Annotated in this window: 21 protein-coding genes, 1 tRNA gene and 1 pseudogene; 6 read left to right on the forward strand and 17 right to left on the reverse strand. The window is 71.4% G+C overall.

What is annotated here, in order from left to right; translation table 11 throughout:
* Positions 1-58: 58 nt before the first annotated feature.
* The gene (gene rpsB / locus ACFI33_RS10750) at positions 59-952 is read right to left on the reverse strand and encodes a 30S ribosomal protein S2 (RefSeq protein ID WP_036339469.1); all 894 of its coding nucleotides are present in this window, start codon (positions 950-952) and stop codon (positions 59-61) included.
* A 404-nt stretch (positions 953-1,356) separates the two neighbouring features.
* On the opposite strand from rpsB, the gene ACFI33_RS10755 reads away from it, so the two are divergent.
* Positions 1,357-2,031 (forward strand): peptidoglycan DD-metalloendopeptidase family protein, encoded by a 675-nt coding sequence (locus ACFI33_RS10755; protein WP_052001192.1) that lies wholly within the window; start codon positions 1,357-1,359, stop codon positions 2,029-2,031.
* Here the strand turns inward: ACFI33_RS10755 and ACFI33_RS10760 are convergent.
* Complete coding sequence (locus tag ACFI33_RS10760) at positions 1,967-3,169, reverse strand: glycosyltransferase (RefSeq protein ID WP_080694985.1); 1,203 nt, start codon at positions 3,167-3,169, stop codon at positions 1,967-1,969. The two genes, ACFI33_RS10755 and ACFI33_RS10760, sit on opposite strands and share 65 nt — an antisense overlap.
* A 312-nt stretch (positions 3,170-3,481) precedes the next feature.
* Here ACFI33_RS10760 and ACFI33_RS10765 point away from each other — a divergent pair, with 312 nt between their 5' ends.
* Positions 3,482-4,366, forward strand: coding sequence for a LysM peptidoglycan-binding domain-containing C40 family peptidase (locus ACFI33_RS10765; RefSeq protein ID WP_036339471.1), 885 nt, complete (start codon positions 3,482-3,484; stop codon positions 4,364-4,366).
* A 61-nt stretch (positions 4,367-4,427) separates the two neighbouring features.
* Here the strand turns inward: ACFI33_RS10765 and ACFI33_RS10770 are convergent.
* The 8 genes from ACFI33_RS10770 to glsA form a co-directional block, all read right to left on the reverse strand.
* Positions 4,428-4,501 (reverse strand) — tRNA-Ile (locus ACFI33_RS10770).
* Positions 4,502-4,546: 45 nt separating this feature from the next.
* The gene (locus ACFI33_RS10775) at positions 4,547-5,767 is read right to left on the reverse strand and encodes a glycosyltransferase (RefSeq protein ID WP_078026175.1); all 1,221 of its coding nucleotides are present in this window, start codon (positions 5,765-5,767) and stop codon (positions 4,547-4,549) included.
* Between the two features lie 126 nt (positions 5,768-5,893).
* Positions 5,894-6,535, reverse strand: coding sequence for a CDP-alcohol phosphatidyltransferase family protein (locus tag ACFI33_RS10780; RefSeq protein WP_144918981.1), 642 nt, complete (start codon positions 6,533-6,535; stop codon positions 5,894-5,896).
* A 151-nt stretch (positions 6,536-6,686) separates the two neighbouring features.
* Positions 6,687-7,610 (reverse strand): phage holin family protein, encoded by a 924-nt coding sequence (locus tag ACFI33_RS10785; protein ID WP_144825477.1) that lies wholly within the window; start codon positions 7,608-7,610, stop codon positions 6,687-6,689.
* Between the two features lie 131 nt (positions 7,611-7,741).
* Positions 7,742-8,575: an aldo/keto reductase gene (locus ACFI33_RS10790; RefSeq protein ID WP_144918980.1), complete on the reverse strand. Its 834-nt coding sequence runs from the start codon at positions 8,573-8,575 to the stop codon at positions 7,742-7,744.
* 80 nt (positions 8,576-8,655) lie between these two features.
* On the reverse strand, positions 8,656-9,726 hold the full coding sequence (locus ACFI33_RS10795; RefSeq protein WP_095347637.1) for a nucleoside hydrolase: 1,071 nt from the start codon (positions 9,724-9,726) through the stop codon (positions 8,656-8,658).
* Complete coding sequence (locus ACFI33_RS10800) at positions 9,723-10,661, reverse strand: SDR family oxidoreductase (protein WP_095347636.1); 939 nt, start codon at positions 10,659-10,661, stop codon at positions 9,723-9,725. Before ACFI33_RS10800 ends, ACFI33_RS10795 begins: the two co-directional genes overlap by 4 nt.
* Before the next feature lie 113 nt (positions 10,662-10,774).
* The gene (gene glsA, locus ACFI33_RS10805; RefSeq protein ID WP_069941728.1) at positions 10,775-11,725 is read right to left on the reverse strand and encodes a glutaminase A; all 951 of its coding nucleotides are present in this window, start codon (positions 11,723-11,725) and stop codon (positions 10,775-10,777) included.
* Positions 11,726-11,828: 103 nt separating this feature from the next.
* Between glsA and ACFI33_RS10810 the strand changes: the two genes are divergently transcribed.
* Together ACFI33_RS10810 and ACFI33_RS10815 are read left to right on the forward strand one after the other, a co-directional pair.
* Positions 11,829-12,206 carry a hypothetical protein gene (locus ACFI33_RS10810; RefSeq protein WP_152743227.1) on the forward strand — a complete coding sequence of 126 codons (378 nt, stop codon included), beginning with the start codon at positions 11,829-11,831 and terminating at the stop codon, positions 12,204-12,206.
* 87 nt (positions 12,207-12,293) lie between these two features.
* Positions 12,294-13,139 (forward strand): alpha/beta fold hydrolase, encoded by an 846-nt coding sequence (locus ACFI33_RS10815; RefSeq protein ID WP_036339491.1) that lies wholly within the window; start codon positions 12,294-12,296, stop codon positions 13,137-13,139.
* A 478-nt stretch (positions 13,140-13,617) separates the two neighbouring features.
* On the opposite strand, the pseudogene ACFI33_RS10820 reads toward ACFI33_RS10815, so the two are convergent.
* Positions 13,618-13,959: pseudogene (locus ACFI33_RS10820) on the reverse strand (transposase); the annotation flags it as partial.
* A gap of 310 nt (positions 13,960-14,269) precedes the next feature.
* On the opposite strand from ACFI33_RS10820, the gene ACFI33_RS10825 reads away from it, so the two are divergent.
* Both ACFI33_RS10825 and ACFI33_RS10830 read left to right on the forward strand, forming a co-directional pair.
* Positions 14,270-14,680 carry a four-helix bundle copper-binding protein gene (locus tag ACFI33_RS10825; RefSeq protein WP_002854316.1) on the forward strand — a complete coding sequence of 137 codons (411 nt, stop codon included), beginning with the start codon at positions 14,270-14,272 and terminating at the stop codon, positions 14,678-14,680.
* Positions 14,681-14,776: 96 nt separating this feature from the next.
* Entirely contained in the window at positions 14,777-15,661 is an 885-nt protein-coding gene (locus tag ACFI33_RS10830; RefSeq protein WP_020621533.1) for a fructose bisphosphate aldolase, read from the forward strand.
* Positions 15,662-15,767: 106 nt separating this feature from the next.
* On the opposite strand, the gene ACFI33_RS10835 is transcribed toward ACFI33_RS10830, so the two are convergent.
* The 6 genes from ACFI33_RS10835 to ACFI33_RS10860 form a co-directional block, all read right to left on the reverse strand.
* Positions 15,768-16,823, reverse strand: a complete 1,056-nt coding sequence (locus tag ACFI33_RS10835) for a type II glyceraldehyde-3-phosphate dehydrogenase (RefSeq protein WP_020621534.1) — start codon at positions 16,821-16,823, stop codon at positions 15,768-15,770.
* 88 nt (positions 16,824-16,911) lie between these two features.
* Entirely contained in the window at positions 16,912-17,595 is a 684-nt protein-coding gene (locus ACFI33_RS10840) for a DUF305 domain-containing protein (protein ID WP_095347714.1), read from the reverse strand.
* A gap of 59 nt (positions 17,596-17,654) precedes the next feature.
* Complete coding sequence (locus ACFI33_RS10845) at positions 17,655-19,895, reverse strand: copper-translocating P-type ATPase (protein ID WP_020621536.1); 2,241 nt, start codon at positions 19,893-19,895, stop codon at positions 17,655-17,657.
* A gap of 75 nt (positions 19,896-19,970) precedes the next feature.
* Positions 19,971-20,300 (reverse strand): heavy-metal-associated domain-containing protein, encoded by a 330-nt coding sequence (locus ACFI33_RS10850; protein WP_002854303.1) that lies wholly within the window; start codon positions 20,298-20,300, stop codon positions 19,971-19,973.
* Between the two features lie 97 nt (positions 20,301-20,397).
* Positions 20,398-21,540: a sensor histidine kinase gene (locus ACFI33_RS10855; RefSeq protein WP_002854301.1), complete on the reverse strand. Its 1,143-nt coding sequence runs from the start codon at positions 21,538-21,540 to the stop codon at positions 20,398-20,400.
* Positions 21,537-22,262, reverse strand: a complete 726-nt coding sequence (locus tag ACFI33_RS10860) for a response regulator transcription factor (RefSeq protein WP_036340673.1) — start codon at positions 22,260-22,262, stop codon at positions 21,537-21,539. Before ACFI33_RS10860 ends, ACFI33_RS10855 begins: the two co-directional genes overlap by 4 nt.
* Positions 22,263-22,404: the final 142 nt, after the last annotated feature.

Genomic DNA, 22,404 nt, shown 5'->3' on the forward strand with positions numbered 1-22,404 from the left:
CCCCCCCCCCCCCCCCCCCCCCCCCCCCCCCCCCCCCCCCCCCCCCCCCCGGCCGGGATCACTCGCCCTGCGGGGCGGCCTCGGCGGCGGGGGCCTCGGCCCGCTCGGCCGGCGCCTCGGCAGCGGGGGCCTCGGCCTGCTCGGCCGGTGCCTCGGCGGCGGGGGCCTCGGCCTGCTCGGCCTGCTGGGCGTTGTGCTGCTCGAGCAGCTCGCGCTCCCACTCGGCCATCGGCTCGGCGGCCGCCTGGCCGGACTTGCCGCCCTGGCGGGCGATCAGGCCCTCGGCGACCGCGTCCGCGACCACGCGGGTCAGCAGGTTCACGGAGCGGATGGCGTCGTCGTTGCCCGGGATCGGGTAGGCGACCTCGTCCGGATCGCAGTTGGTGTCCAGGATGGCGACGACCGGGATGCCGAGCTTCTGGGCCTCGTCGACGGCCAGGTGCTCCTTCTTGGTGTCCACGACCCACACGGCGGAGGGGGTCTTGGCCATGTTGCGGATGCCGCCGAGGTTGGCCTGCAGCTTCTCGAGCTCACGGTTGAGCAGCAGCAGCTCCTTCTTGGTGAACTGCGAGCCGGCCACGTCCTCGAAGTCGATCTCCTCGAGCTCCTTCATGCGCTGCACGCGCTTGGAGACGGTGGAGAAGTTGGTCAGCATGCCGCCGAGCCAGCGGTGGTTCACGTAGGGCATGCCCACGCGGCCGGCCTGCTCCGCGATGGCCTCCTGGGCCTGCTTCTTGGTGCCGACGAACAGGATGGTGCCGCCGTGGGCGACGGTCTCCTTGACGAACTCGTAGGCGCGGTCGATGTAGGACAGCGACTGCTGGAGGTCGATGATGTAGATGCCGTTGCGCTCGGTGAAGATGAAGCGCTTCATCTTGGGGTTCCAGCGGCGGGTCTGGTGGCCGAAGTGGACACCGGAGTCGAGGAGCTGGCGCATGGTCACGACGGGCATGACGTTCCCTTCTGTGGCAGCCGTGACACCCCGCGCTTCACGCGCGGGCGGTCTGCCGGTCGATTTCTTGACGGTTGGCGGCCGGCCCGGTCGGGCGGCCCCTGGCATCACGACGGCGGGCTGCCGGGCCCCACGAGCACCCGCGCCGACGCCCTCTCCAGGAGGACGGCGGGGACGGGACCGAGCGTGGGGGCTGGGCCGCTGGAGCGACCCACCGCGATGCGCGGAGTCGGTGTCCGGGGCATAGCACTGGGCCGGCCACAGGACACCGCTGAGGTGAATCCTACCCCAGGTGGGCGACCGCTCCCATCGCCGACTCCTGCACAGGGACCGGTGCGGCGGGCGCTCTCCACGATCGCACTGCGGGCCCGCCACGCGGCCGCCCGGGACGCCAGGCTGTCGCCATGACCCCACGCACCCACCTCCCCCGTCCGCTCCCGCGCCCGCACATCGCGGGGTGCGTCGCGGCGGCCCTGCTCGCCTGGCTCGTCCTCGCCTCGGGGGTGGGCGGCCTCGACGCCGTGCCGCGGGCCACGTCCGCACCGTCGGGGCGCGACGCGCTGCTGCTCGTCGCGGCGTCCCCGGCAGGTCCGGGATCGACGGCCGCGCCGGTCGCGTGGCACGCGCCCGTGGCCGGCGCCGCCCCGGATGACGTGCTCCGCGCGTTCGTCGCGCCCGAGCGACCGTGGGGTCGGGGGCACCGGGGCGTGGACCTCGCCGTGCCGTCCGGCGCAGCGATCCGGGCACCGGCGGCGGGCCGAGTCGTGTTCGCCGGGGTCGTGGTCGACCGCCCCGTGCTGACCCTCGAGCACGAGGACGGGACCCGCAGCTCGCTCGAGCCGGTGGAGGCGGATGTCGCCGTGGGGGCCGTCGTCGCCGCAGGCGACCCGGTGGGGCGACTGGCCGGGGCGCCACCCCACTGCACGCGGGCGTGCGTGCACTGGGGCGTGCGGGAGCCCGACGGCTGGCGGGTGGGGGACGCGGCCTTCGATCGCTACCTCGACCCGCTGGTGCTCATCGGCTGGAGCGGTCCGTCCGTGCTCTGGCCGCACGCCGCGCCGCACCCAGCGCGGCCGTGAGGTCCAGGAGTCGGCGAGCGGACTCGTCCCAGCTGAACCGGGCCGCCTGAGCGACGCTCGCCCGGGAGGCCGCGGCGAACTCGGCGGGGTCCTCGAGCTCCCGCACACGGGCCGCGAGCGCGGCCGCCCGGTCCCCCTCGAGCGGGACACCCCGGAAGGACGGGGTGCCCGCGCCGGCGATCTCGCGGAAGATCGGCAGGTCCGAGCACACCACCGGCGTGCCATGGGCCATCGCCTCGGCCACGGGCAGGCCGAAGCCCTCGGCGCGGGAGAGGGTGACGGCCGCGGTGGCCCGGCGGAGCAGGCGCACGTACTCGGCCTCGTCGGTGCCGTCGTGGAAGACCACGTCCGCGCCGGCGGCCCCCGCGGCGGCGCGGCGCGCGGCCAGCCGGGCCTCGAGCTGCCCGCGGCGCTCCGGGCTGATGCGGGAGAGCAGGTGCAGCGCGTAGCCCGGCAGCAGGGGCGCGGCCGCCACGAGGGACTCGACGTCCTTGTAGTCCATGAACGAGCCCATGTAGAGCAGCGTGCGGTCCGGGGTCTCGTCCGGGTCACGCGGCTCCGGTACCGTCTGCGCCGCATTGGCGATGACGTGGACCGGACGCCGGGTGAGGCGGTGCCGGTCGATGAGCTCCGCCGTCGTCCGGGAGACCGTGGCGACCGCGTCCGCGCGGTCGAGCAGGAGCCGCTGCGGGGTCTTGGTCAGGTGGTAGGCCCGCCACAGCCAGCGGATCGGCTCGGGCAGGTTCCGCGGCGGGGTGCGGTGCTCGTAGTAGATGAGGTCGTGGAGCGTGAGGATCAGCGCGTAGTCCCGCCCCCACGACCCCATGGTCTGCATGGGCGAGAAGACGACGTCCGGTCGCAGGCGCGCGACCTGACGGGCCACGAACGGCTCGCGTGGGGAGGTGGGGCCGGAGACGAGGTGCCACGGCACGCCGTCCGGGAGCAGGGCCAGCTGTCGTTCGTCCGAGATCAGCATCGCGACTTCGACCTCGACGTCGGCCCCCTCCGGGCCCGGCGCGTCGGTCCGGCGGGCGACCGCCTCGATGAGGCTCGCGCCGTAGCGGGAGATGCCGTCGTGGAAGTCGGTGCGGGTGTAGCGGGCGTCCATCAGCAGGCGCAGGGGGCGGGAGGGGCTCACCCGCACCACGCTAGCGCCGCGCCGGAGAGGGGCGGGGACAGCCGCGCACGGTAGGTGCCGACCGGGGCGCGTCGAGCGCCGATCGGCCACCTGGACGTCATCCGGATTTCTGATTGCGTTTCGATAACGATCGTGTATCTTGATCACGGATCGGTTACAGCCGATCCGCCACACCGGGGCTTCCTCCGCGTCCTCGCGTACCCGGTCATCCGCACTGCTCGTCAACTCGCACCCGCGGTCCGGCCTCGTTCCGGGCATCGCCCGGAGGCACCGCCCTCATGGGCCGCAGGTCCTGTCCGGGAAGAAGATCCGATGTCCGTGACCTCCTCGCACGCCGCTGTGCGTCGCGCCCCCCGCACCGCCGCCGCCTCCGTGGCCCTCGCCCTGGGCGCCGCCGCCCTGACCGGCGTCGGCACCGTGTCCGTCGCCGAGACCGCCCAGGCCGCCGAGACCGCCTACACCGTCCGCTCCGGCGACGGCTGGTGGATCATCGCCCAGCGCACCGGCGTCTCCATGTCCAGGTTGCAGTCGCTCAACGGCATGACCGCCGCGACCGTGCTGCATCCCGGCATGGTCCTCAAGACCTCCGGCACTGCCACCCCGACCCCGGCCCCGGCGCCGTCCACCTCGGGCTCGACCTACACCGTGCTGGCCGGCGACGGCTGGTGGATCATCTCCTACCGCACGGGGGTGTCCGCCTCGATCCTGCAGTCCATCAACGGCATGAGCTCCTCGACCATGCTCCACCCGGGGATGGTCCTGAAGACCACCTCGGTCTCCACCTCCAGCGCCCCCGCCGTCGCCCCTGCGCCGGCGCCCGCGTCCAAGCAGGCTGCCGTCGACTACGTGCGCTCCGCCGTCCGGAACCCGTCCTCCTATTACGTGTGGGGCGGCAACGGCCCCTCCGGCTTCGACTGCTCCGGCCTCACCCAGCAGGCCATGGCCCGGGCCGGCATCTCCATCCCGCGCCGCGCCGGCGACCAGTACCTCGCCGCGAAGTCCTACGTGCCGATCTCCCAGGCCCAGCCCGGCGACCTCGTGTTCTATGCGAACCAGTCCACCGGCCGCATCTACCACACGGCCATGTACATGGGCGGCGGCCAGCTCGCCCACGCCCTCAACGAGGACGCGGGCCTAGTGTTCACCTCCACGACGATCATGAAGTCCGACATGCTCGCGGTGGCCGCCCGCTACTGAGCACCGGCACGACGACGGCCCCCGGCCCGCGCCATACCGCGCGGCCGGGGGCCGTTTTCTGTAGGGCGTGCGGGACTTGAACCCGCGACCCAGGGATTATGAGTCCCCTGCTCTGACCGACTGAGCTAACGCCCCTCCCCCGCGGCATCGCGCGGGACCCGCCCATCCTACCGACGGGTCTCAGAGCAGCGCGCGGACCTCGGCGGCCGTCGCGCCGCGGTAGAGGCGCTCGAAGATGTCCACCGTCTTCTGGGCGGAATGGTGCAGGGCCTTCGCGTGGGACGCCTCACCCATGGCGGCGCGCTCCGCGTCCGAGAGGTCGAGGATCCGGGCGATCCGCTCGGCCAGGGCCACGTGGTCCCCGGGCGGGAAGAGGTGGCCGTTGACGCCCTCGTCCACGAGGTGGGGCAACGCGAGGGCGTCCGCGAGGACCACCGGGGTGGACGCGCTGAGCGCCTCGAGGGTCACGAGGGACTGCAGCTCCGCCGTGCCCGGCTGGCAGAACACGTCGGCGCGCAGGTAGGCCGCCCGCAGCTCCTCCTCGGAGACGTGGCCGCGCAGCAGGACGCGGTCGGCCGCCCCCTCCTCGTCCACCGTGGCACGGATGCGGTCGCGCTGCTCGCCGTCGCCGACGATCTCGGCGTGCACGTCCAGGTCGGGACGGGTGCGGGCCAGGTGCGCGATCGCACGGATCAGCACCTCCACGTTCTTCTCCACGGCCAGCCGCCCCACGAAGAGCACGACCGGATGGCCGGGATGGTCCACCCTCTCCCCCGGCTGCAGCTCGTAGGCGCTCGCATCGATGCCGTTGGAGACCGGGAGGACGTTGTCCAGGCCGGCGTGCTCGGCCATGGCCTGCGCGGCGAGGGCCGTGGGGGTGGTGACCACCGCGCCCTTGCCCATGAGCCGACCCATGTCCTTCCACGACACCCGGGAGACGATGTCCAGGAACCACTGCGGGAACGGCAGGAACGGCTCGAGGTTCTCCGGCATGAAGTGGTTCGTGGAGACGATCCGGATGCGGCGCCGCTCGGCCTCGTTGATGGCGGCCTCGCCGATCATGTAGTGGCACTGGGCGTGCACGACGTCCGGCTGGACCTCGCGGTAGATGCGGCGGAAGGAGGTCTTGGCGTGCCGCGGGAGCACCACACGGTAGTACTCGTGCGTCGGCGCCGGCAGGGAGCGCAGCAGGTGCACGGTGGCCTCCGGCCGGTGCTCCACGGTGTCCGGGCCGGCGTCACTGCGCGGCATCACGACGTGGACCTCGTGGCCGCGCGCGTGCAGCGCCGTGGCGAGGCGGTGGCCGAAGGTGGCGGCCCCGTTGACGTGCGGCGGATAGGTGTCTGCGGCGATCAGCACCTTCAGGGGGCGGTCGGCGGCGATCCCGGGACGGTCGGACACGGCGGTCCCTCTCTGTGGTGGCGATGGCACGACGGCGCCCGGCCCGTGCCGTGAGGATCGGCCGCGGGCACGGCGCGCGTCCCACGGTAGCAACCGTCGGCGCCGGCACGAGGATGCGCGAGGGGGTCAGCCCCGGCGGGACGGGTCCTCACGCGGGTCCTGACCGTCCGCCCGCAGGCCGCGGGCCTTGCCCACCGCGCGCACGAGGTAGTCCCCTGCGGCGAGGATGTGCAGCAGGCAGCCGGCGCCGACCAGAGCCAGGGCCACGCCGCTCCACGGGCCGCCGTCGACCCCCGGCACACGGGCGAGCAGGAGCAGGGGCGTGCCCACCAGCAGCAGCGCGGTGCGCACCTTGCCCAGGACCGTGACCGGCAGGTCCGGGCTGCCCCCGAACAGCCACAGGCACACGGCGGCGAGCACGACGTCCGGGATCGCGATGGCCAGGGCGAGCCAGAGCGGGGCGATGCCCGTGGCCACGAACGTCACGGCCACCACCAGCAGGGAGAGGCGGTCCGCCACCGGGTCGAGCCACCGCCCGACCGTGGAGATCATGTCGAACCGGCGCGCCACGTAGCCGTCCACCCAGTCCGTGCCGGAGAGCACCGCCAGGATCACGAACGCGTCCAGGTGCCGGCCGTCGACGGTGAGCCACACGAACACCGGCACCAGGGCGAAGCGGGCCAGGGTGATGAGGTTGGGCACGGTCAGCCAGGTGTCGCGGACGCGGTACTCGTGGCCCTCGCGCAGGCCGACGTCGATCACACGCATGGGTCGCTCCTCCAGGGTCCGCGGGCGGACGCCCCCGCCGGGCGCCCGACACGCCCAGCCTACCGACGCCGTCGCCCCTCCCCGCAGACGACGAGACCCCGATCCGTGGGGATCGGGGCCTCGGGGGCTGGGGAGCGCGGGCGCCCCCGGATCAGCGGCGGCGCAGACGGCTGGCGAGCGCCACGAACGCGGCGGAGGAGGCGCCGAGCAGCGCGAGCGGCTGCCAGTTGTCCTTCACGTAGTCCTCGGCCTCGGCGGTCCGCTCCCCCGCGCGGGCGGCACTGGTGAACGGCGCGGTCTGCTCGGTGGCGTGCGCGGTCTCGGGGGTGACCCCGCGACCCTTGCGCTGGGCGGCGAAGGCCGCGAGCTGGCCCTTCACGCTGGTCTTCTCGTCCAGGCCGGAGCGGATGTCGCCCAGGTGGCGGCGGCGCAGGTCGGCACGACGGCGGATCTCCGCCTCGGTGGCGTCGTCACGGCCCGGGTGGGGAGCGGCCTCGCCGTTCTTGCGGGCCTTCTTGTTCTCCTTCTTCTCCACCTTCTTCCGCTCGGCCTCGCGGGCGGCCTCGACACGCTTGGCCTCAGCGCGCTCCGCCTTGAGCCGGTCGTACTCGGCCGGATCGAAGGCGTTGCCCTCCTTGAGGTAGCCGAGGTCGTACTCGAGGTTGCGCACGATCTCCTGCGGCACGAGCGGCATGGCACCCTTGACCATCACGAGGCCGACGCCGGCGAAGATCAGGCCGAGCACGAGGAAGGCCAGCGCCACCATGAGCGCCGGGAACCAGAAGGTCGGGTCGGCGAAGGCGCCGATCAGGGTCACCACGAGGGCGACCACCATGAGCGCGAGGAAGAACAGGCCCACCACCGCGATGCCGGCGCCGATGCCGGCCTTCTTGCCCTTCGCGGCCACGTGCCTCTTGGCGAGCTCGAGCTCGTCCTTCATCTGCAGGGGCAACAGGCGCACGACGGCGCCGAGCAGGTCGGTCAGCGAGCTCGCGCGGGTCTGCGGGGTCACCGGGACGGCGGTCCGCGGCGCGCGGACCTTCGACGCATCGGCGGGGGGAGCCTGGTGGGACATGGTGCATGCCTTCCGTGGAGTGCCTGGACAGATGCGCCCGGGCGGCGCGGCGGTCGCCGGGCATTCTCGAGCAAAGCTATCACCGGCCCGCCCCCAGGGGGACGGGCCGGGTGCGCGCGATGGCGGCTGGATCAGAAGTCGATGACCGCCGGGTCGGGGCCGAGACGGCCGTCCTCGCGGTCCAGCGCGTCGATCCGGGCGACGTCGTCGTCGGTGAGCTCCACCCCCGCGGCCTCGAGGTTCGAGACGATGCGCTCGGGCGTCACGGACTTGGGAATGACCACGAAGCCGTGGGCGAGGTGCCACGCGATGACCACCTGGGCCGGCGTCGCGCCGCGGGCCTCGGCGATCTCCGTGACCACGGGGTCGGCGAGGAGGTCGCCGCCCTGACCGAGCGGGGACCAGGACTCGTGGACGATGCCGTGGCGGCCCTCGACCTCGCGCAGCTCACGCTGCTGCCAGTACGGGTGGGTCTCGACCTGGTGGATCACGGGCACCACACCGGTGGCCTCGATGATCTCCTCGAGCTGGGCGGCCGGGAAGTTGGAGACGCCGATCGAGCGCACCTTGCCCTGCTTCTGCGCCTCGATCAGGGCCTTCCACGTCTCCAGGTACTTCCCCTGCGCAGGCTTGGCCCAGTGGATGAGGTAGAGGTCGACGTAGTCGGTGCCGAGCTTGTCCAGCGAGACGTCGAGGGCGGCGAGCGCCTCCTCGTAGCCCTGGTCCGAGTTCCACACCTTGGTGGTGAGGAACAGCTCCTCGCGGGCGACGCCGGACGCGGCGATGCCGCGGCCCACGCCCTCCTCGTTCCCGTAGATCGCGGCGGTGTCGATGTGGCGGTAGCCGGCGCGGATCGCCTGCTCGACGACGTCGGCCGCGACGTCGTCCTCGACCTGCCACACGCCGAGTCCGAGCTGCGGGATCTGCTGGCCGTCGTGGAACGGGACGGTGGGCACGCTGGTCATGGGGGCACTCCTGGGAGGTCGGGGTCGGGCGGATGCGTCGGATGCAACCGCACGCGGACGGGGGGCATTCCCGACGGCGGTCACCGGGCCGGGGAACCGCCGTCGAGCGTGCGCTCCCCCGCGACGACGGCGCCCACCGCGCGGGCGAAGGCCGCGAACACCTCCGCGGGGTCGTTGGCCGTGACGAGCTGGGCGTTGGGGCGCCTGCCCCAGATGTCCCGCGTGTCGTGGACGGTGGTGCCGCGCAGCAGCTCCGAGTCCGCCTCGACATCGACGACGGTGGCCCGCGTGGCGATGCGGGCCTGGCCCGCGGCCACCTGGGCGGCGAAGAGGTCGTGCAGGTGGGCGATGTAGCCCTGGTCGTAGTCGTGGTGGAACTCGAAGTAGAAGCGCAGTGCGTCGGCGAGCACGTCCAGGACGGGGCTGCCGGTGGCGGCGTCCGGCCCGGCGACCCGCGGCCGGTCCGCGGACCAGCCGACGGGGCGGGCCCCGGCGTCGGCCAAGAGGCCGTCCAGCAGGGCCGGCGTGTACTCGATCCGCTCCGTGGTCTCGAGCGCGCAGACCACCGGCAGGCGATCCTCGGGCAGGCCCTCGAAGGCCGCGAACACCTCCTTCGCGGCGTCCGGGTCCACCCAGGTGTTCCACTCGGCGGTGGGCGTGGTGTTGCCCGGATGATAGAAGGAGCCGCCCATGATCACGATGCCGCGGGCGAGGAACGGCAGGCGCGGCTCGACGCGCAGCGCGAGGGCCAGGTTCGTCAGCGGCGCGGTGCAGAGGATCGTCGTCTCCCCGGGGTGGGCCCGCAGCTCGTCCAGCCACACGTCCACGGCGGGCCGGGGCGAGAGCCGCTCGGGGCGCCGCTCGATCCGGGCGTGGCCGAGACCGCCGTCGCCGTGGGTCTCCGGGGTGATGGCCGCGGGCCGACGCAACGGGGTCTCGGCACCGACGGCCACCTCGACGTCGGCCCGACCGGCCAGGTCCAGCACCGCAGCCGTGTTCAGGGCGCAGTCCCGGGCGGTCGCGTTGCCTCCCGTGGTCGTGACGGCTGCGAGCTCGGGGCCGACACCCAGGCGGTGGGCGCCGACGAGGTGGAGCAGGGCGCAGGCATCGTCGATGCCGGTGTCGACGTCGGCGAGGAGGCGGGCGGTCACGGGGTGGGCGTGCCGCCGTTGGCGTTGAGGGTCTCGCCGTTGACGTAGCTGGACTCGCCCGAGGCAAGGAACACATAGGCGGGCGCCATCTCCACGGGCTGGCCGGCGCGGCCGATGGGGGTGCTGTGGCCGAACTCGGGCAGCTTCTCCTCGGGCTCACCGTAGGACACGTGCTGCACCGTCCAGATGGGCCCGGGCGCCACCGCGTTGACGCGGATGCCCTTCGGGCCGAGCTGCTCGGCCAGGCCCTTGGTGAAGTTGTTGATGGCGCCCTTGGTGGCGGCGTAGTCGAGGAGCCTCGGGTTGGGGTTGTAGGCCTGCACCGAGGTGGTGTTCACGATCGTGCTGCCCGGGCCCATGTGCTTCAGCGCGGCGCGGCTGAGCGTGAACATGGACATGATGTTGATCTGGAACGTCTCGTGGACCTGCTCGTCCGTGAGATCGGCCAGGTCATCGGAGATGAACTGCTTGCCCGCGTTGTTCACGAGGATGTCCAGGCCGCCGAGGCGCTTCGCCGCCTCGTCCACGAGGGCGGCGCGGTAGTCGGCGTCCATCAGGTCGCCCGGCAACGCGACGGCGGTGCGCCCGGCCGCCTCGATCGCCGCCAGGACGCGGTCGGCGTCGGGCTGCTCCTGAGGCAGGTAGGCGATGGCGACGTCCGCGCCCTCACGGGCGTAGGCGATGGCGACCGCGGCACCGATGCCGGAGTCGCCGCCGGTGATCAGGGCCTTGCGGCCGGTCAGCCGGCCCATCCCCCGGTACGAGTCCAGACCGATGTCCGGGACGGGATCCGTCTTCACGTCCAGGCCCGGCTCGGGCTGGCGCTGCTTGGCGACGCGGAGCTTCGGGTGGCGGGTGCGCGGGTCGTCGTGGGCCAGCTGGGAGTCCTGCACGGGGATCGCGGGGGCGTCGTCCTTCTTCTCTGGAGTGGTCATGGGCCCGATGCTACGAGGCGAGCGCCAGAGGGTGACAAGGGACGGGGCGCGGCGTCGTCGGCGGCGTGGCCCACGCGACGACGGCGCCGCGGCGGCTAGGCGTCAACGCGGGGTCAGCGGGGCCCGCTGAGGCCGCGCAGGGCGCCACGGTGCTGGAGCACGTGCAGGTCCCAGCGTGCGCTGAGCCCCTCGAACAACCCGATGCCACGCCGGGAGTTACCTTGCTCGTCCAGGCGCGGCGACCACGTGGCGATGCCCAGGGCCCCGGGCACGGCGCCGAGCAGCGCGCCCGAGACGCCGGACTTCGCGGGCACGCCGACCTCGGCCACCCACTGGCCGCTGGCGTCGTACATGCCGCAGGTGAGCATCACGGACATCGCCTGCTGCGCTACCCACTCGTCCAGCACCCGCTCCCCCGTCACGGGGTTCGTGCCGCCAGCGGCGAGGGTGGCGCCCATGACGGCCAGCTGGGGTGCGGTGACCAGGACCGAGCACTGCGCGAGGTACCCGGCCACGGCCTCGCGGGCCGAGATGGGCAGCCGGCCGGCGTCGGCGAGCAGGTGGGCCAGGCCCAGGTTGCGGTCGGCGCGGGTGCGCTCGGCGTCGAGGACGTCCTCGCAGACCTCCAGCTCGACGCCGGCCATCGCGCTGTAGCGGCGCAGTAGCAGGGCCGTCCGCTCATCCTCGTCCCCGGCGGGCAAGAGGGCGTGGACCAGGATGGCGCCGGCGTTGATCAGCGGGTTGTACGGCCGGCCGTCGTCGTGCAGGGACAGGTGGTTGAACGACTCACCGGAGGGCTCGACGCCCACGTCCTCCAGCACGTGGTCCAGGCCGATCTCCTGCAGCACCACCGCGTAGGTGAGGGCCTTGGAGACCGACTGCAGCGCGAAGGCGTGCTCGGTCTCCCCGGCGGCGGCCTGGTGACCGTCCACCGTGCACACCGCCACGGCGAGGCCGTCCACATGCTGGCCGGCGACGTCCTCGAGGTAGTCGGAGGGCTCACCGCGACGGTCGGACTCCACCTCGTCGAGCATCGCGCGCAGGTCGTCGTCGAATCGCGTCATGTCCATTCCTGGCACAGTAGTGGGCGGGCGCCCGGGTCGCGGGCGGGCGCCGGGCCGGTCACGGCGTTCACTGGACCGGGGCAATCGGGCCCAGCGGCAGGTCATGGCAAGACCCGGGGACCCGGGCCGGGAGTGTCGTCGGGGGCTGGATGTGCGGATCGGGACCTCCGGCTGGATCTACAAGCACGGGCGCGGGACCTTCTACCCGCAGGGGCTGCGGATCGCCGATCAGCTCGACCACTGCACGGAGCGCGACCGGGTGTCTCGCCTACGTGCGCTTCCACAACGCGGACCCGGACCGGCGCTACGGCGGATCGTTCTCCGACGCCGAGCTCGCCCCTGGGTGGGGCGGCTGCGGGAGCTGACCGGCGCGGACGCGGCGGGCGCACGGCCCGCTCACGTCTCCTTCTACAACGACAACCACGGCCACGCCGCCTTCAACGCGCTGACGCTGCGCAGGATGGCGGAGGCCGAAGCCTGACACGTGCCGAGCGCGTGCCTAGCGTGAGGAGGAAGCGGCGGCCGAGCGCCGCCGTCGTCCCCCGAGAGCACAGGAAGGCATGCGCACATGACCCTCATGCAGATCCCCACGGACCACGGCACGATCGGGCTGAACGTGGAGGAGTCCGGCCATGGGCGCCCCGTGGTCCTCATCCACGGCTGGCCGCTGACCCTCGACTCCTGGAAGGACCAGGTCGCAGCCCTGTCCCCGCACTATCGCGTGATCACCTACGACCGGCGCGGCTTCGGCGCCTCGGAGAAGCCCGCCGGCGGCTACGACTACGACACGATGACCGCCGACCTGCACGGCCTGCTCACCGAGCTCGACTTGCGCGACGTGACGCTCGTGGGCTTCTCGATGGGCGGCGGCGAGGTGGCGCGCTACATGTCCCGATTCGGCGCGGACCGGATCCACTCGGTGGTGTTCGCCGGCGCCGTGCCCCCGTACCTGCTGAAGACCGACGACAACCCGGACGGCCCGCTGACCGAGAAGCAGGCCGCCGAGATGCGCGCGGGTCTCGAGAAGGACCGCGAGTCGTTCTTCGACGACTTCACGACGACGTTCTTCTCCACCCCCAAGCTCGCCGGCCTGACCAGCAGCCTGAAGGTCACCGAGGAACAGCGCCAGGAGGCCATCCGGATGGCGCTGCAGTCCGACCAGACGGCGGCGCTGGCCTGCATGGACGCGTTCGGGGCCACCGACTTCCGCCGCGACCTGCCCGCAGTGACTGTGCCGGCCCTGGTCCTGCACGGCGACGCCGACCAGATCGTGCCGTTCGAGGGCTCCGGCAAGCGGACGCACAAGGCGATCGACGGCAGCCGCGTCGAACTGGTCAAGGATGCCCCGCACGGCTTCAACACCAGCCACTCCGAGGAGTTCAACCGGATCCTGCTGGAATTCCTGGCGGAGTGAGGGGGCAGGTAGGCCCACCAGAGTGCTGAACGCGACACGGCGCTCGTGGGGGTGGTGCATGCCATCCACCACGGCGCCGACGCTGACCTGTCAGGCTCGATCCGACGCCGTGATCACCCGGAGCGCGGGATCAGGCCGACCGGCCGGCAGAACCGCGCGTCAGGACGTCGAGTACGAAGCCGATCGGCCCATGACGGGTGCGCGCGTCCTGAAATAGGCCAGATCGGAACTGCGAGCCCCGGTCCTCGTGCACCAGGCACCCAGCCACCACGGCTGCACCGCCGCGGCCTGCGACGGCCTTGTTCGCGCAGAGACAGAGCTTCTCCTCAGCCGTGAAGTGCTTCCTGATGTCGGTCAGTCAGAGCCTGCGCGGCGCTTCTGGAGCGGGCTGGCGCACAGACCGAGGTGCTGTCGATCCATGACGGCGAGATTCAGGCGCGTGAGAAGGGTCTGCCATGAGTTTGCGCGACACGAGTTATCAGGCGGCGGCAGCCGCCTGGACTGATTGAACCATCTCGAACTCGACAGGGGTGAGCTTCCCGAGACGGGCCTGCCTACGACGGCGGTGATAGGTCCGCTCGATCCAGCTCACGATCGCGAGCCAGAGCTGGTCGAAGGACTGCCAGCGACGCCGGTTCAGCACGTTCTTCTGCAACAGCGCGAAGAAGGATTCCATTGCCGCGTTGTCCCCAGCAGCACCGACCCTGCCCATCGACCCGACCAGGCCGTTGACCCGGAGCGTCTCCACGAACCGCCTGGCTCGAAATTGCGATCCTCGATCCGAATGCACCCGGCAACCCTGCACCGGCGGCCTCGACGCCCCTGGTCGGATCGCATAAGCGCTCTTCCTGACACCGACCGTCCGGTCCGACAGGATCCACGTTGAGGCGAGCCCTGCTGGTCCTCCCCGTCGGCGTGGTCCTCAGGGCCGTCGGCCGGGCTGAGGGGCGGCTGGTCACACCTGCGTCATCCCTGCCCGTAAAGGAGTCCGCGGGCCTCCGTGGCCGGCGATCTTCACGGAACCTTCAAGGTTGAGCCCTTCACCCGCGTCGGCGGGGCGGTCTACGGTCGATGGCAGGGCGGGCCGGCGAAGGCCGGTGCGTCGGATCAGATCGACGAAGGAGCACATCATGACCCATCACGTGAGCGCCATGCTGGACACCTACCCAAAGAATGTGGGCAACATCGACCGGCAGAAGCTGGCCGAGTGCATCCAGGCCTGCTTCGAGTGCGCCCAGACCTGCACGGCCTGCGCGGACGCCTGCCTGGCCGAGGACATGGTGGCCGACCTGAGGCAGTGCATCCGGTTGAACCTTGACTGCGCCGATGTTTGCGCCGCCACAGGCCGGATGCTGTCCCGGCAGACCGGCAACAACGTCGAGACCACCCGCGCCCTGCTCGAGGCCTGCCGGGCCGCCTGCAAGACGTGCGGGGACGAATGCGAGAGCCACGCCCAGATGCACGAGCACTGCAAGGTGTGTGCCGAGGCCTGCCGCCGGTGTGAGCAGGCCTGCGCCGACCTGCTCGTCACCCTGGGTTGAGCCTGCTGATGACCGTTCCCCCTTGAGGGCGGCCAGTCGTCCATGACGCGCGCAGGGAACCCGGACCACCGTGCTCCCTCGCCGCGGAAGGCTCCCATGGACTCGGAGAAGTATCAGAGGGTCAGGAACGGTGCCGGATTCGTCGCGGCGCTGGACCAGAGCGGGGGCAGCACCCCGGCGGCCTTGCACCTCTACGGGATCGACAAGGATGCCTACTCCGGCCCAGAGGAGATGTTCGACCTGGTACACCAGTTGCGCACACGTATCATCACCAGCCCCAGCTTCGACGGTGAGCGCGTCATGGGGGCCATCCTGTTCGAGAACACAATGAACCGCCAGGTGGAGGGTTCCCCCACGGGCGACTACCTGTGGAACAGCAAAGGCATCGTGCCCTTCCTCAAAATCGACCAGGGCTTGGCCCCGGAACAGCAAGGCGCCCAGCTCATGAAACCCATCCCGCACCTGGATGACTTACTGTCTCGAGCCGTCGAAAAGCACATGTTCGGAACGAAGATGCGCTCGGTCATCAAGCTGCCCGGGGACGGGGTGGGCTCCGTCGTGGAGCAGCAGTTCGGGCTCGCCCGTCAGATCCTCGTTACCGGGCTGGTGCCCATCATCGAGCCCGAGGTGGATATCCGCAGCCCCCGCAAGGCCGAGGTGGAGGACCAGCTCAAGGCGGCAATCCTCGCCCAACTGGACAAGCTCGGAGACGACCAGTCGGTCATCCTCAAAGTGACGCTGCCGGAGCGGGCGGACTTCTACCGCGAGTTCGTGGACCATCCCCGAGTGATCCGCGTCCTGGCCCTGTCGGGCGGCTATACCCGGGCCCAGGCCACCACCCTGCTGGCCCGCAACCACGGCGTGATCGCCAGCTTCTCCCGCGCCCTGACCGAAGGGCTGAGTACGGCCCAGAGCCCAGCGCAGTTCAATGCGGTGTTGGATGAGGCCATCAACGCGATCGCGACGGCCTCTCGCACCTGACCGGAGGCCATAGGACCGCTGCGGTAGTCCGCGGCCGCCGAAGCGGTGTCCGACCACCCCCCATTCCTGGGGCCGGGCACCGCCTCAGCGGCGTCTGCCGCGCAGTTCAACGGGCAGCCACCGAGGAGCGCACGAAGTCCTGGCGCACCCCCAAGGCGCGGTCGGTGCACCGGATGGACTCGCCGCCGTCGTCGACGGTTCCGGTGAGGGCCCGGATCGCGTCGATGTTCTCGGGGATGACGATCGCCTGGTTGTCCACCGTGTAGGTGTAGTACAGCTCGTTGCCGTCCACGGTGAGGATGTCTTCCCAGAGGGCCACCTCATACATATCACCCCGGGGCCGGCCCAGGTCCTCCATGAGTTCCACGGTGCTATTGACCGCCACGACGCCGTCCGAGCGCCGGACGAAGGCGATCCGCGGCATCGCCCGGAACGTCTCCAACACCTCCTGCTTCTCGGCCGGGCGGGTGAGCTCGATCGTCCAGTAGTGCAGGTGGTTCTGAGTGTGGGCTCCCTTGGCGGCCATGGTGACCACGTCCAGGTCCGGGACCACCGACTGGGCGTCGGGCCCCTGATGGCTGGGGATTCGGCCCTCGGGGACGATGGTGTTCATGATCCCGGAATGGTCCGATTCCCACGGATCGGTGGCCCGGCGGATGAGCACCCCCCGGGCCTTGGACAGCAGTCCGACGTCCTTCAGCGCGGTAAGGGCCCGGACGGTGGCGGTGGTATTGCAGGACACCACCCGGGTGCTGTCCCGGCCCAGGGCGGTGGCGTAGTTGGCGTGGGCGACGAAGGAGTGGCCGGTGAGATCGTGCTTCTCCCCGCCCTGGAACACGGATTTGACCCCGTGGGCACGGTAGAGCTCCAGGTTGCCGGCGCCCACCTGGGCCGGGGTGCAGTCCACCACGACGTCAACGTTCTCGAGCAGGTCGTGCAGGCCTCCGACGACGGGAAGGCCGGCATCCGCCATCACCGGTAGGGCCTGCTCGGTAGAGGCGTAGACGGGGATACCCTTCCCGGCCGCAGTCGCGATGCGGTAGTCAGCGATGACGTCACTGACTCCGACCAGCGCCATGTCCTCCTGGGCCCGGACCGCGTCGGCGACGCGTTTGCCGATGACCCCGTACCCGTTCACCGCGACCTTGATCTTGTCCTGCATGCTCGTCTCCTTTCCTGGAGGACCCGTTCCGGTTTCGGGGTCTATCGCCAGCCGCGTCTCACCGGATCCCCGCAGCGGACGACGGTGCTCAGAGCTTGTCGAGCATCTGTTGCATTTCGGTGATCTCGGCCTCCTGGTCGGCGATGACCTGCTCGGCGAGCTGCACGGCCTGCGGGTTCTGGCCGTCCTCGACCTCGTCCTTGGCCATGTCCACGGCGCCCTTGTGGTGGGCGGTCATCTGCTCCAGGTACAACCGGGCGGCCTCGGTGCCCTGGGCCTGGTCGAGGGCGGTCATGTCCTCCTCGGACATCATCCCGGACATCCCGCCGTGGTCCATGCCCTCCATACCGTCCATGCCGTCCGTGTCCACGGGGTCTTGGCCCCAGGCGGTGAGCATGGAGTTCATGCGCTCGATCTCCGGGCCCTGGGCGTCGATGACCTTCTGGGCGAACGCGGCCACCTCCGCCGGGACGTCATCCTTGGCCAGCAGCATCTCGCTCATCTCAACGGCCTGCTGGTGGTGCGGGATCATCATTTGGGCGAACATCACGTCCGCGTCGTTGTGCTCGGCGGAGACCTCCTCAGCCGAACCGGTCGCCGTGGTGGACGGTGTCGCGGTGGCCGTCGCCGCAGGGGTGGCGGCCGGGGCGGAGCTGGCCGCAGTGGCCGAGGCCTCAGCGCCGGCGTTCTCGTCCTGGGCGCCGGTGCCGCAGGCGGTCAAGGTCAGGGCGGAGGCCAGGGCCAGGGCGGTCAGCGTCATGGTGCGTTTCATGGTGGGTCCTTTCATGGTGGGTTGAGGGTTCACATCAGGGTTCACGCCAAGGGGCGAGATCAGGAAACCGCAGCCGGCTGAAGGGCAGCCTGCGACCGGGGGCGCTCGAGAGGAGCCAGGTGCTCCGGGTCCAGGTCGATCCGGCGCAGCAGCTGGGCGTTGAGGGCGACCACGATGGTGGAGACGGACATCAGGATCGCGCCCACCGCGGGGGAGAGCACGAACCCGATCGGGGCGAGCACGCCGGCGGCCAGCGGCACGGCGAGCACGTTGTAGCCGGTGGCCCACACCAGGTTCTGGATCATCTTGGTGTAGCTGGCCTGGGAGAGCTCGATCATCGACAGCACCGCGCGGGGGTCGTTGCTGGCCAGCACAACGCCGGCGGACTCCATGGCCACGTCGGTGCCGGCGCCGATGGCGATGCCGACCTCGGCCCGCGCCAGCGCCGGGGCGTCGTTGACGCCGTCGCCCACCATGGCCACGGACAGTCCCCGGGACTGCAACTCGGTGACCTTGGTGTCCTTGTCCTGGGGGAGGACCTCGGCGAAGACCTCGTCGATGCCCAGGTCCGCCCCGACGGCCTCGGCGACCTGGCGGGCATCGCCGGTGATCATCGCGACCTTGATGCCGCGGGCGTGCAGGGCGGCCACGGCGGCCCGGGACTCGGGGCGGACCTTGTCCTCCACGGCGACCGCGCCGATAACGGACCCCTCGCGCAGCACGTGCAACACCCCGGCCCCGCGCGCGGTCCAGGAGGCGGTGTGCTCAGTGATCTCCGCCGGCATGGTCAGGTTAAGCTCGCGCAGCATGTTCGGGCCCCCGACGAGGATCTCGGAGCCGTCCACGGTGGCGCGCACCCCGCGGCCCATGGCAGCACTGAAGTCCGTGCCGCGCTTGCGCAACGTGCTGGCCTGCGGGTGCTGCCCGGCGGCGGTGACGATGGCCCGGGCCACGGGGTGCTCGCTGTCAGCCTCGGCCGCGGCGGCCACCGCCAGCAGTTCTGCCTCGGACACGCCGGGCATCGCGGTGACGGCGGTGACGACGTGGGCGCCCTCGGTCAGGGTGCCGGTCTTGTCGAACAGGACCACGTCGATGGTGCGCATCCGCTCCAGGGCCATCCGGTCCTTGATCAGGACCCCGGACTTGGCGGCCTTCTCCGTGGAGAGGGCGATCACCAGCGGGATGGCCAGGCCCAGGGCGTGCGGGCAGGCGATCACCAGCACGGTCACGGTGCGGGTGACCGCGTCGGTGGGCTGGCCGATCGCGGTCCACACGATCGCGGTGATGATCGCCGCAACCAGGGCGAACCAGAACAGCAGGGCCGCCGCCCGGTCGGCCAACGCCTGGGCGCGGGAGGAGGATTCCTGGGCGTCGGCGACCATCCGCTGGATCCCGGCCAGGGTCGTGTCGGTCCCGACGGCGGCCACCTTCACCCGCACGGTGTTGTCGGTGGCCACGGTCCCAGCGACCACCGTGTCCCCGGCCTGGCGCAGCACGGGCTTCGACTCCCCGGTGATCATCGCCTCGTCGAACTCCGCGGCGCCCTCGAGGATGGTCCCGTCGGCCGGCACCCGGGCCCCGGCCCGCACTAGCACCACATCGCCCACGGCCAACTCGGTGATCGGCACGGTGATGGTGTCACCGTCCACGACCTTCTCGGCCTCCTCCGGCAGCAGCGCCGCCAGCGCGTCCAAGGCGGAGGAGGCCGCGCCCAGGGCGCGCATCTCCATCCAGTGGCCCAGCAGCATGATGACCACCAGCAGCGCCAGCTCCCACCAGAAGTCCAGCATCAGGTCCCCGATGCCCAGGGTCGTGACCCAGGAGGCGACGAAGGCCACCGTGATGGCCATCGCGATCAGCAGCATCATCCCGGGCTGGCGGGCGCGCAACTCGGTCAGCCCGCCCTTCAGGAAGGGCATGCCGCCATAGAGGTAGATCACGGTGCCCAGCACCGGGGCGATCCACGCCGAGCCCGGGAACTCGGGGACGTGGTAGCCCAGCAGCTGCCCGACCATGTGGCTGAAGAACACCACCGGGATGGAGAGCACCAGTGAGACCCAGAACCGGTTCTTGAACATCGCGGTGGAATGCCCGGCGTGCTGACCGTGGTCGTGGACCTGGTGGTCCTCGTCCAGGGCCGAGTGGGCGTGGCCCTGGGGCATGGCCTGCCCGTGGGCGGCCGCGTCCGCGGGGTGGTGGGCGGCATGGTCGGTGTGGTTGGCGTGGCCGGCGTGGGGGTTCGGGTCTGGGTGTTCGGCGGTCTGGTCGGTGGGGTGATCGTGGTGGTGCGGGGTGCTCATGGTGTTCCTTCTGCTCGGCGGTCTGTTCGGCGACCGGCTCGGCGGTGGGGCGCCGACCTCGAGGGGATGGGTCGGTTAGATCCGGACGCGGTAGCCGGCCGCTTCGATGGCCGTCCGCACGGAGTCCGCGGAGGCGGGCCCGGTCACGGTGACGGGGGAGGCCCCGCCGGCGACCAGTTCGACCCGGACATCGTCCACCCCGTCCAGGGCGCTCACGGCCTCGGCGACGGAGCCCACGCAGTGTCCGCAGGTCATGCCCTCCACCTGGTAGGTCGCGTCGCCGGCGCTCGTCCCGGTTGGGTCGGCACTCTGGTGCCCGGCGGGGGCGGTGGCGTCGGCGGCTGGGGCGCAGCACGAGCAGCCGTTGGTGGCCCCCGGCAGCGGGGTGCGGGCGGATTCGGTCATGACGGTCTCCTTCAGGTCTGAGGGCGGCGCCGGACGGCGCCTCTCCTCTTGGTATATACCCCCCGGGGGTATCATTCAAGGGGTGGAGCGCCGGTGTTCACGGTGGATAAACGGGTGCGCCGGTAGGTGGGCTGGTCGGGGGCTGCTTGGTGGGCAGGTCGATGGTGAACGTCGCCCCGGCCGTGGTGGAGGTGGCGCTCAAGGTGCCGCCGTGGGTCTGGATGAGAGCTCGGGAGATGGCCAGGCCGACCCCGGAGCCGCCGTGGTCACGGTCGCGGGCGGTGTCCCCGCGGTAGAAGCGTTCGAAGACGTGCGGCAGGTGCTCGGGAGAGATCCCCTCCCCGGTGTCGGTGACGCTGAGCGTGACCCCGGACGGGCTTTGTCGGGCCTCGAGGGTGACCCGGCCCCCGGCCGGGGTGTGGCGCAGGGCGTTGGTGAGCAGGTTGCCCAGGACCTGGCCCATGCGCTGGCGGTCCACGTCCACGGCCAGGCCCGGATCGGCGTCCATGGTCAGGGCCACGCCCTTGGTGGCGTAGGCCTCCTTGTGGGCCTCGGTCGCGGCATGCAGCAGCCCGCTGACCCCTTGGGGGCTGCGGTCCAGTTCGATCCGGCCCTCCTCGGCGCGGGAGACGTCGTTGATGTCCTCCACCAGCCGGGTCAACCGGGCCAGCTGCTCGCCCATCAGCTCACCGGTGGGCTCGTCCCAGTGGGACACCCCGTCTTGCAGGGCCTCGTGGTAGACGGTCAGCACGGAGACGGGGGTGCGCAGCTCGTGGGCCAGGTCCGAGAGCATCCGTCGACGGGTGTCCTCGGTGCGCTGAAGCCGTGCGGCCATGGTGTTGAAAGACCCTGCCAGCTCCTCCACCTCGGTGCCGGCGCCCATGGCCGGCACGCGGGTGTCGTACCGTCCACCGGCCATGGCCTTGGCCGCCTGGGTCAGGGCGTTGATCGGACTCTGGATCCGGCGGGCGACATGCCAGGTCAATGCCAGACAGCAGATCAAGGCCGTGGCCAGGGCCACGCCCAGGGTCCAGAAATTGGCGTCCCGGTAGGCCTGCTCCACGTGCAGCATCTGGGCTGCATCGTGTCCGGCCCCGGCCTGTTCCAGGTGCTCGTGGAACAGTGGTGGGCCGGCCAGGGAGGCCACCACCACCGCGGCCAGCACGCTGGCCCCCACCACCAGCAGCTGGGCGAGGAAGAACCGGGCCGCTAATCCTTGGTAGCGCCGCCGGCCGGTCATTGCTCCGCCATCCGGTAGCCGACCCCGCGGACGGTGTCGATATAGCGGGCCGGGTCCGCGTCGAGCTTGCGGCGCAGGTTCTTGATGTGCACGTCCACGAGCCGTTCATCGCCCACCCAGGCCGGGTCCCAGACGATATCGATCAGCTGGCGCCGGGAGAAGGCCTGGTGCGGGCGCCCCGACAAGGCGGCCAGCAGGTCGAACTCCGTGCGCGTTAGTTGCACCACCTGGCCCGACACGCGGGCCTCGTGGGCGGCCAGGTCGATGACCAGGTCACCGCAGACCCGTTCCGGTTCGGGGGCTGACACCGTTGTGCGCGGCCGGCGCATGACCGCCCCCACCCGGGCGACCAGCTCCCGGACGCTGAAGGGTTTGGTGATGTAGTCATCGGCCCCCACCGCCAATCCCTCCAACCGGTGGTGCTCATCGCCGCGGGCGGTGAGCATCAGCACATAGCACTCGGAGAAGGCCCGCACCCGCCGGCACACCTCGATCCCGTCCAGCCCGGGCAGGCCCAGGTCCAGGACTATCACGTCGGGCTCGTGAACCCGGGCGGCCTGCACTGCGGCCGGGCCGGTGTGGGTGAGGGCCACCTCGTAGCCGGCCCGCTCCAGGTAGGTGGCCACCATGCGCGCCAGCGGCTTCTCGTCATCGACCACCAACACCCGGCCGGCCGCCGGACCAGTCCCAGTGTCAGTCCCAGTGCCAGTGCCAGAGTTCATGGGTCCAGTCTCGCTCTGTCTCGCGCCCCGGCGGCTCAGAACGGTGCCGGGGCGGGGAATCTTCATCGAATCTTCAAGGCAAACCGCCCCATCCCGGCGCGTCACCGGCCGACAATGGTAGAAGCCCCGCCTTTTGGCCCGG

The organism is Micrococcus sp. PSi08 (genome assembly GCF_054960655.1).

Coding starts and splice junctions, on each gene's coding strand:
- ACFI33_RS10790 (WP_144918980.1), bottom strand. CDS start 8,575: ATGACCAGCGTGCCCACCGTCCCGTTCCACGACGGCCAGCAGATCCCG.
- ACFI33_RS10840 (WP_095347714.1), bottom strand. CDS start 17,595: ATGAAACGCACCATGACGCTGACCGCCCTGGCCCTGGCCTCCGCCCTG.
- ACFI33_RS10780 (WP_144918981.1), bottom strand. CDS start 6,535: ATGCGTGTGATCGACGTCGGCCTGCGCGAGGGCCACGAGTACCGCGTC.
- rpsB (WP_036339469.1), bottom strand. CDS start 952: ATGCCCGTCGTGACCATGCGCCAGCTCCTCGACTCCGGTGTCCACTTC.
- glsA (WP_069941728.1), bottom strand. CDS start 11,725: ATGACGCGATTCGACGACGACCTGCGCGCGATGCTCGACGAGGTGGAG.
- ACFI33_RS10845 (WP_020621536.1), bottom strand. CDS start 19,895: ATGAGCACCCCGCACCACCACGATCACCCCACCGACCAGACCGCCGAA.
- ACFI33_RS10800 (WP_095347636.1), bottom strand. CDS start 10,661: ATGACCACTCCAGAGAAGAAGGACGACGCCCCCGCGATCCCCGTGCAG.
- ACFI33_RS10830 (WP_020621533.1), top strand. CDS start 14,777: ATGGACTCGGAGAAGTATCAGAGGGTCAGGAACGGTGCCGGATTCGTC.
- ACFI33_RS10765 (WP_036339471.1), top strand. CDS start 3,482: ATGTCCGTGACCTCCTCGCACGCCGCTGTGCGTCGCGCCCCCCGCACC.
- ACFI33_RS10815 (WP_036339491.1), top strand. CDS start 12,294: ATGACCCTCATGCAGATCCCCACGGACCACGGCACGATCGGGCTGAAC.
- ACFI33_RS10755 (WP_052001192.1), top strand. CDS start 1,357: ATGACCCCACGCACCCACCTCCCCCGTCCGCTCCCGCGCCCGCACATC.
- ACFI33_RS10850 (WP_002854303.1), bottom strand. CDS start 20,300: ATGACCGAATCCGCCCGCACCCCGCTGCCGGGGGCCACCAACGGCTGC.
- ACFI33_RS10860 (WP_036340673.1), bottom strand. CDS start 22,262: ATGAACTCTGGCACTGGCACTGGGACTGACACTGGGACTGGTCCGGCG.
- ACFI33_RS10855 (WP_002854301.1), bottom strand. CDS start 21,540: ATGACCGGCCGGCGGCGCTACCAAGGATTAGCGGCCCGGTTCTTCCTC.
- ACFI33_RS10810 (WP_152743227.1), top strand. CDS start 11,829: ATGGCAAGACCCGGGGACCCGGGCCGGGAGTGTCGTCGGGGGCTGGAT.
- ACFI33_RS10825 (WP_002854316.1), top strand. CDS start 14,270: ATGACCCATCACGTGAGCGCCATGCTGGACACCTACCCAAAGAATGTG.
- ACFI33_RS10785 (WP_144825477.1), bottom strand. CDS start 7,610: ATGTCCCACCAGGCTCCCCCCGCCGATGCGTCGAAGGTCCGCGCGCCG.
- ACFI33_RS10835 (WP_020621534.1), bottom strand. CDS start 16,823: ATGCAGGACAAGATCAAGGTCGCGGTGAACGGGTACGGGGTCATCGGC.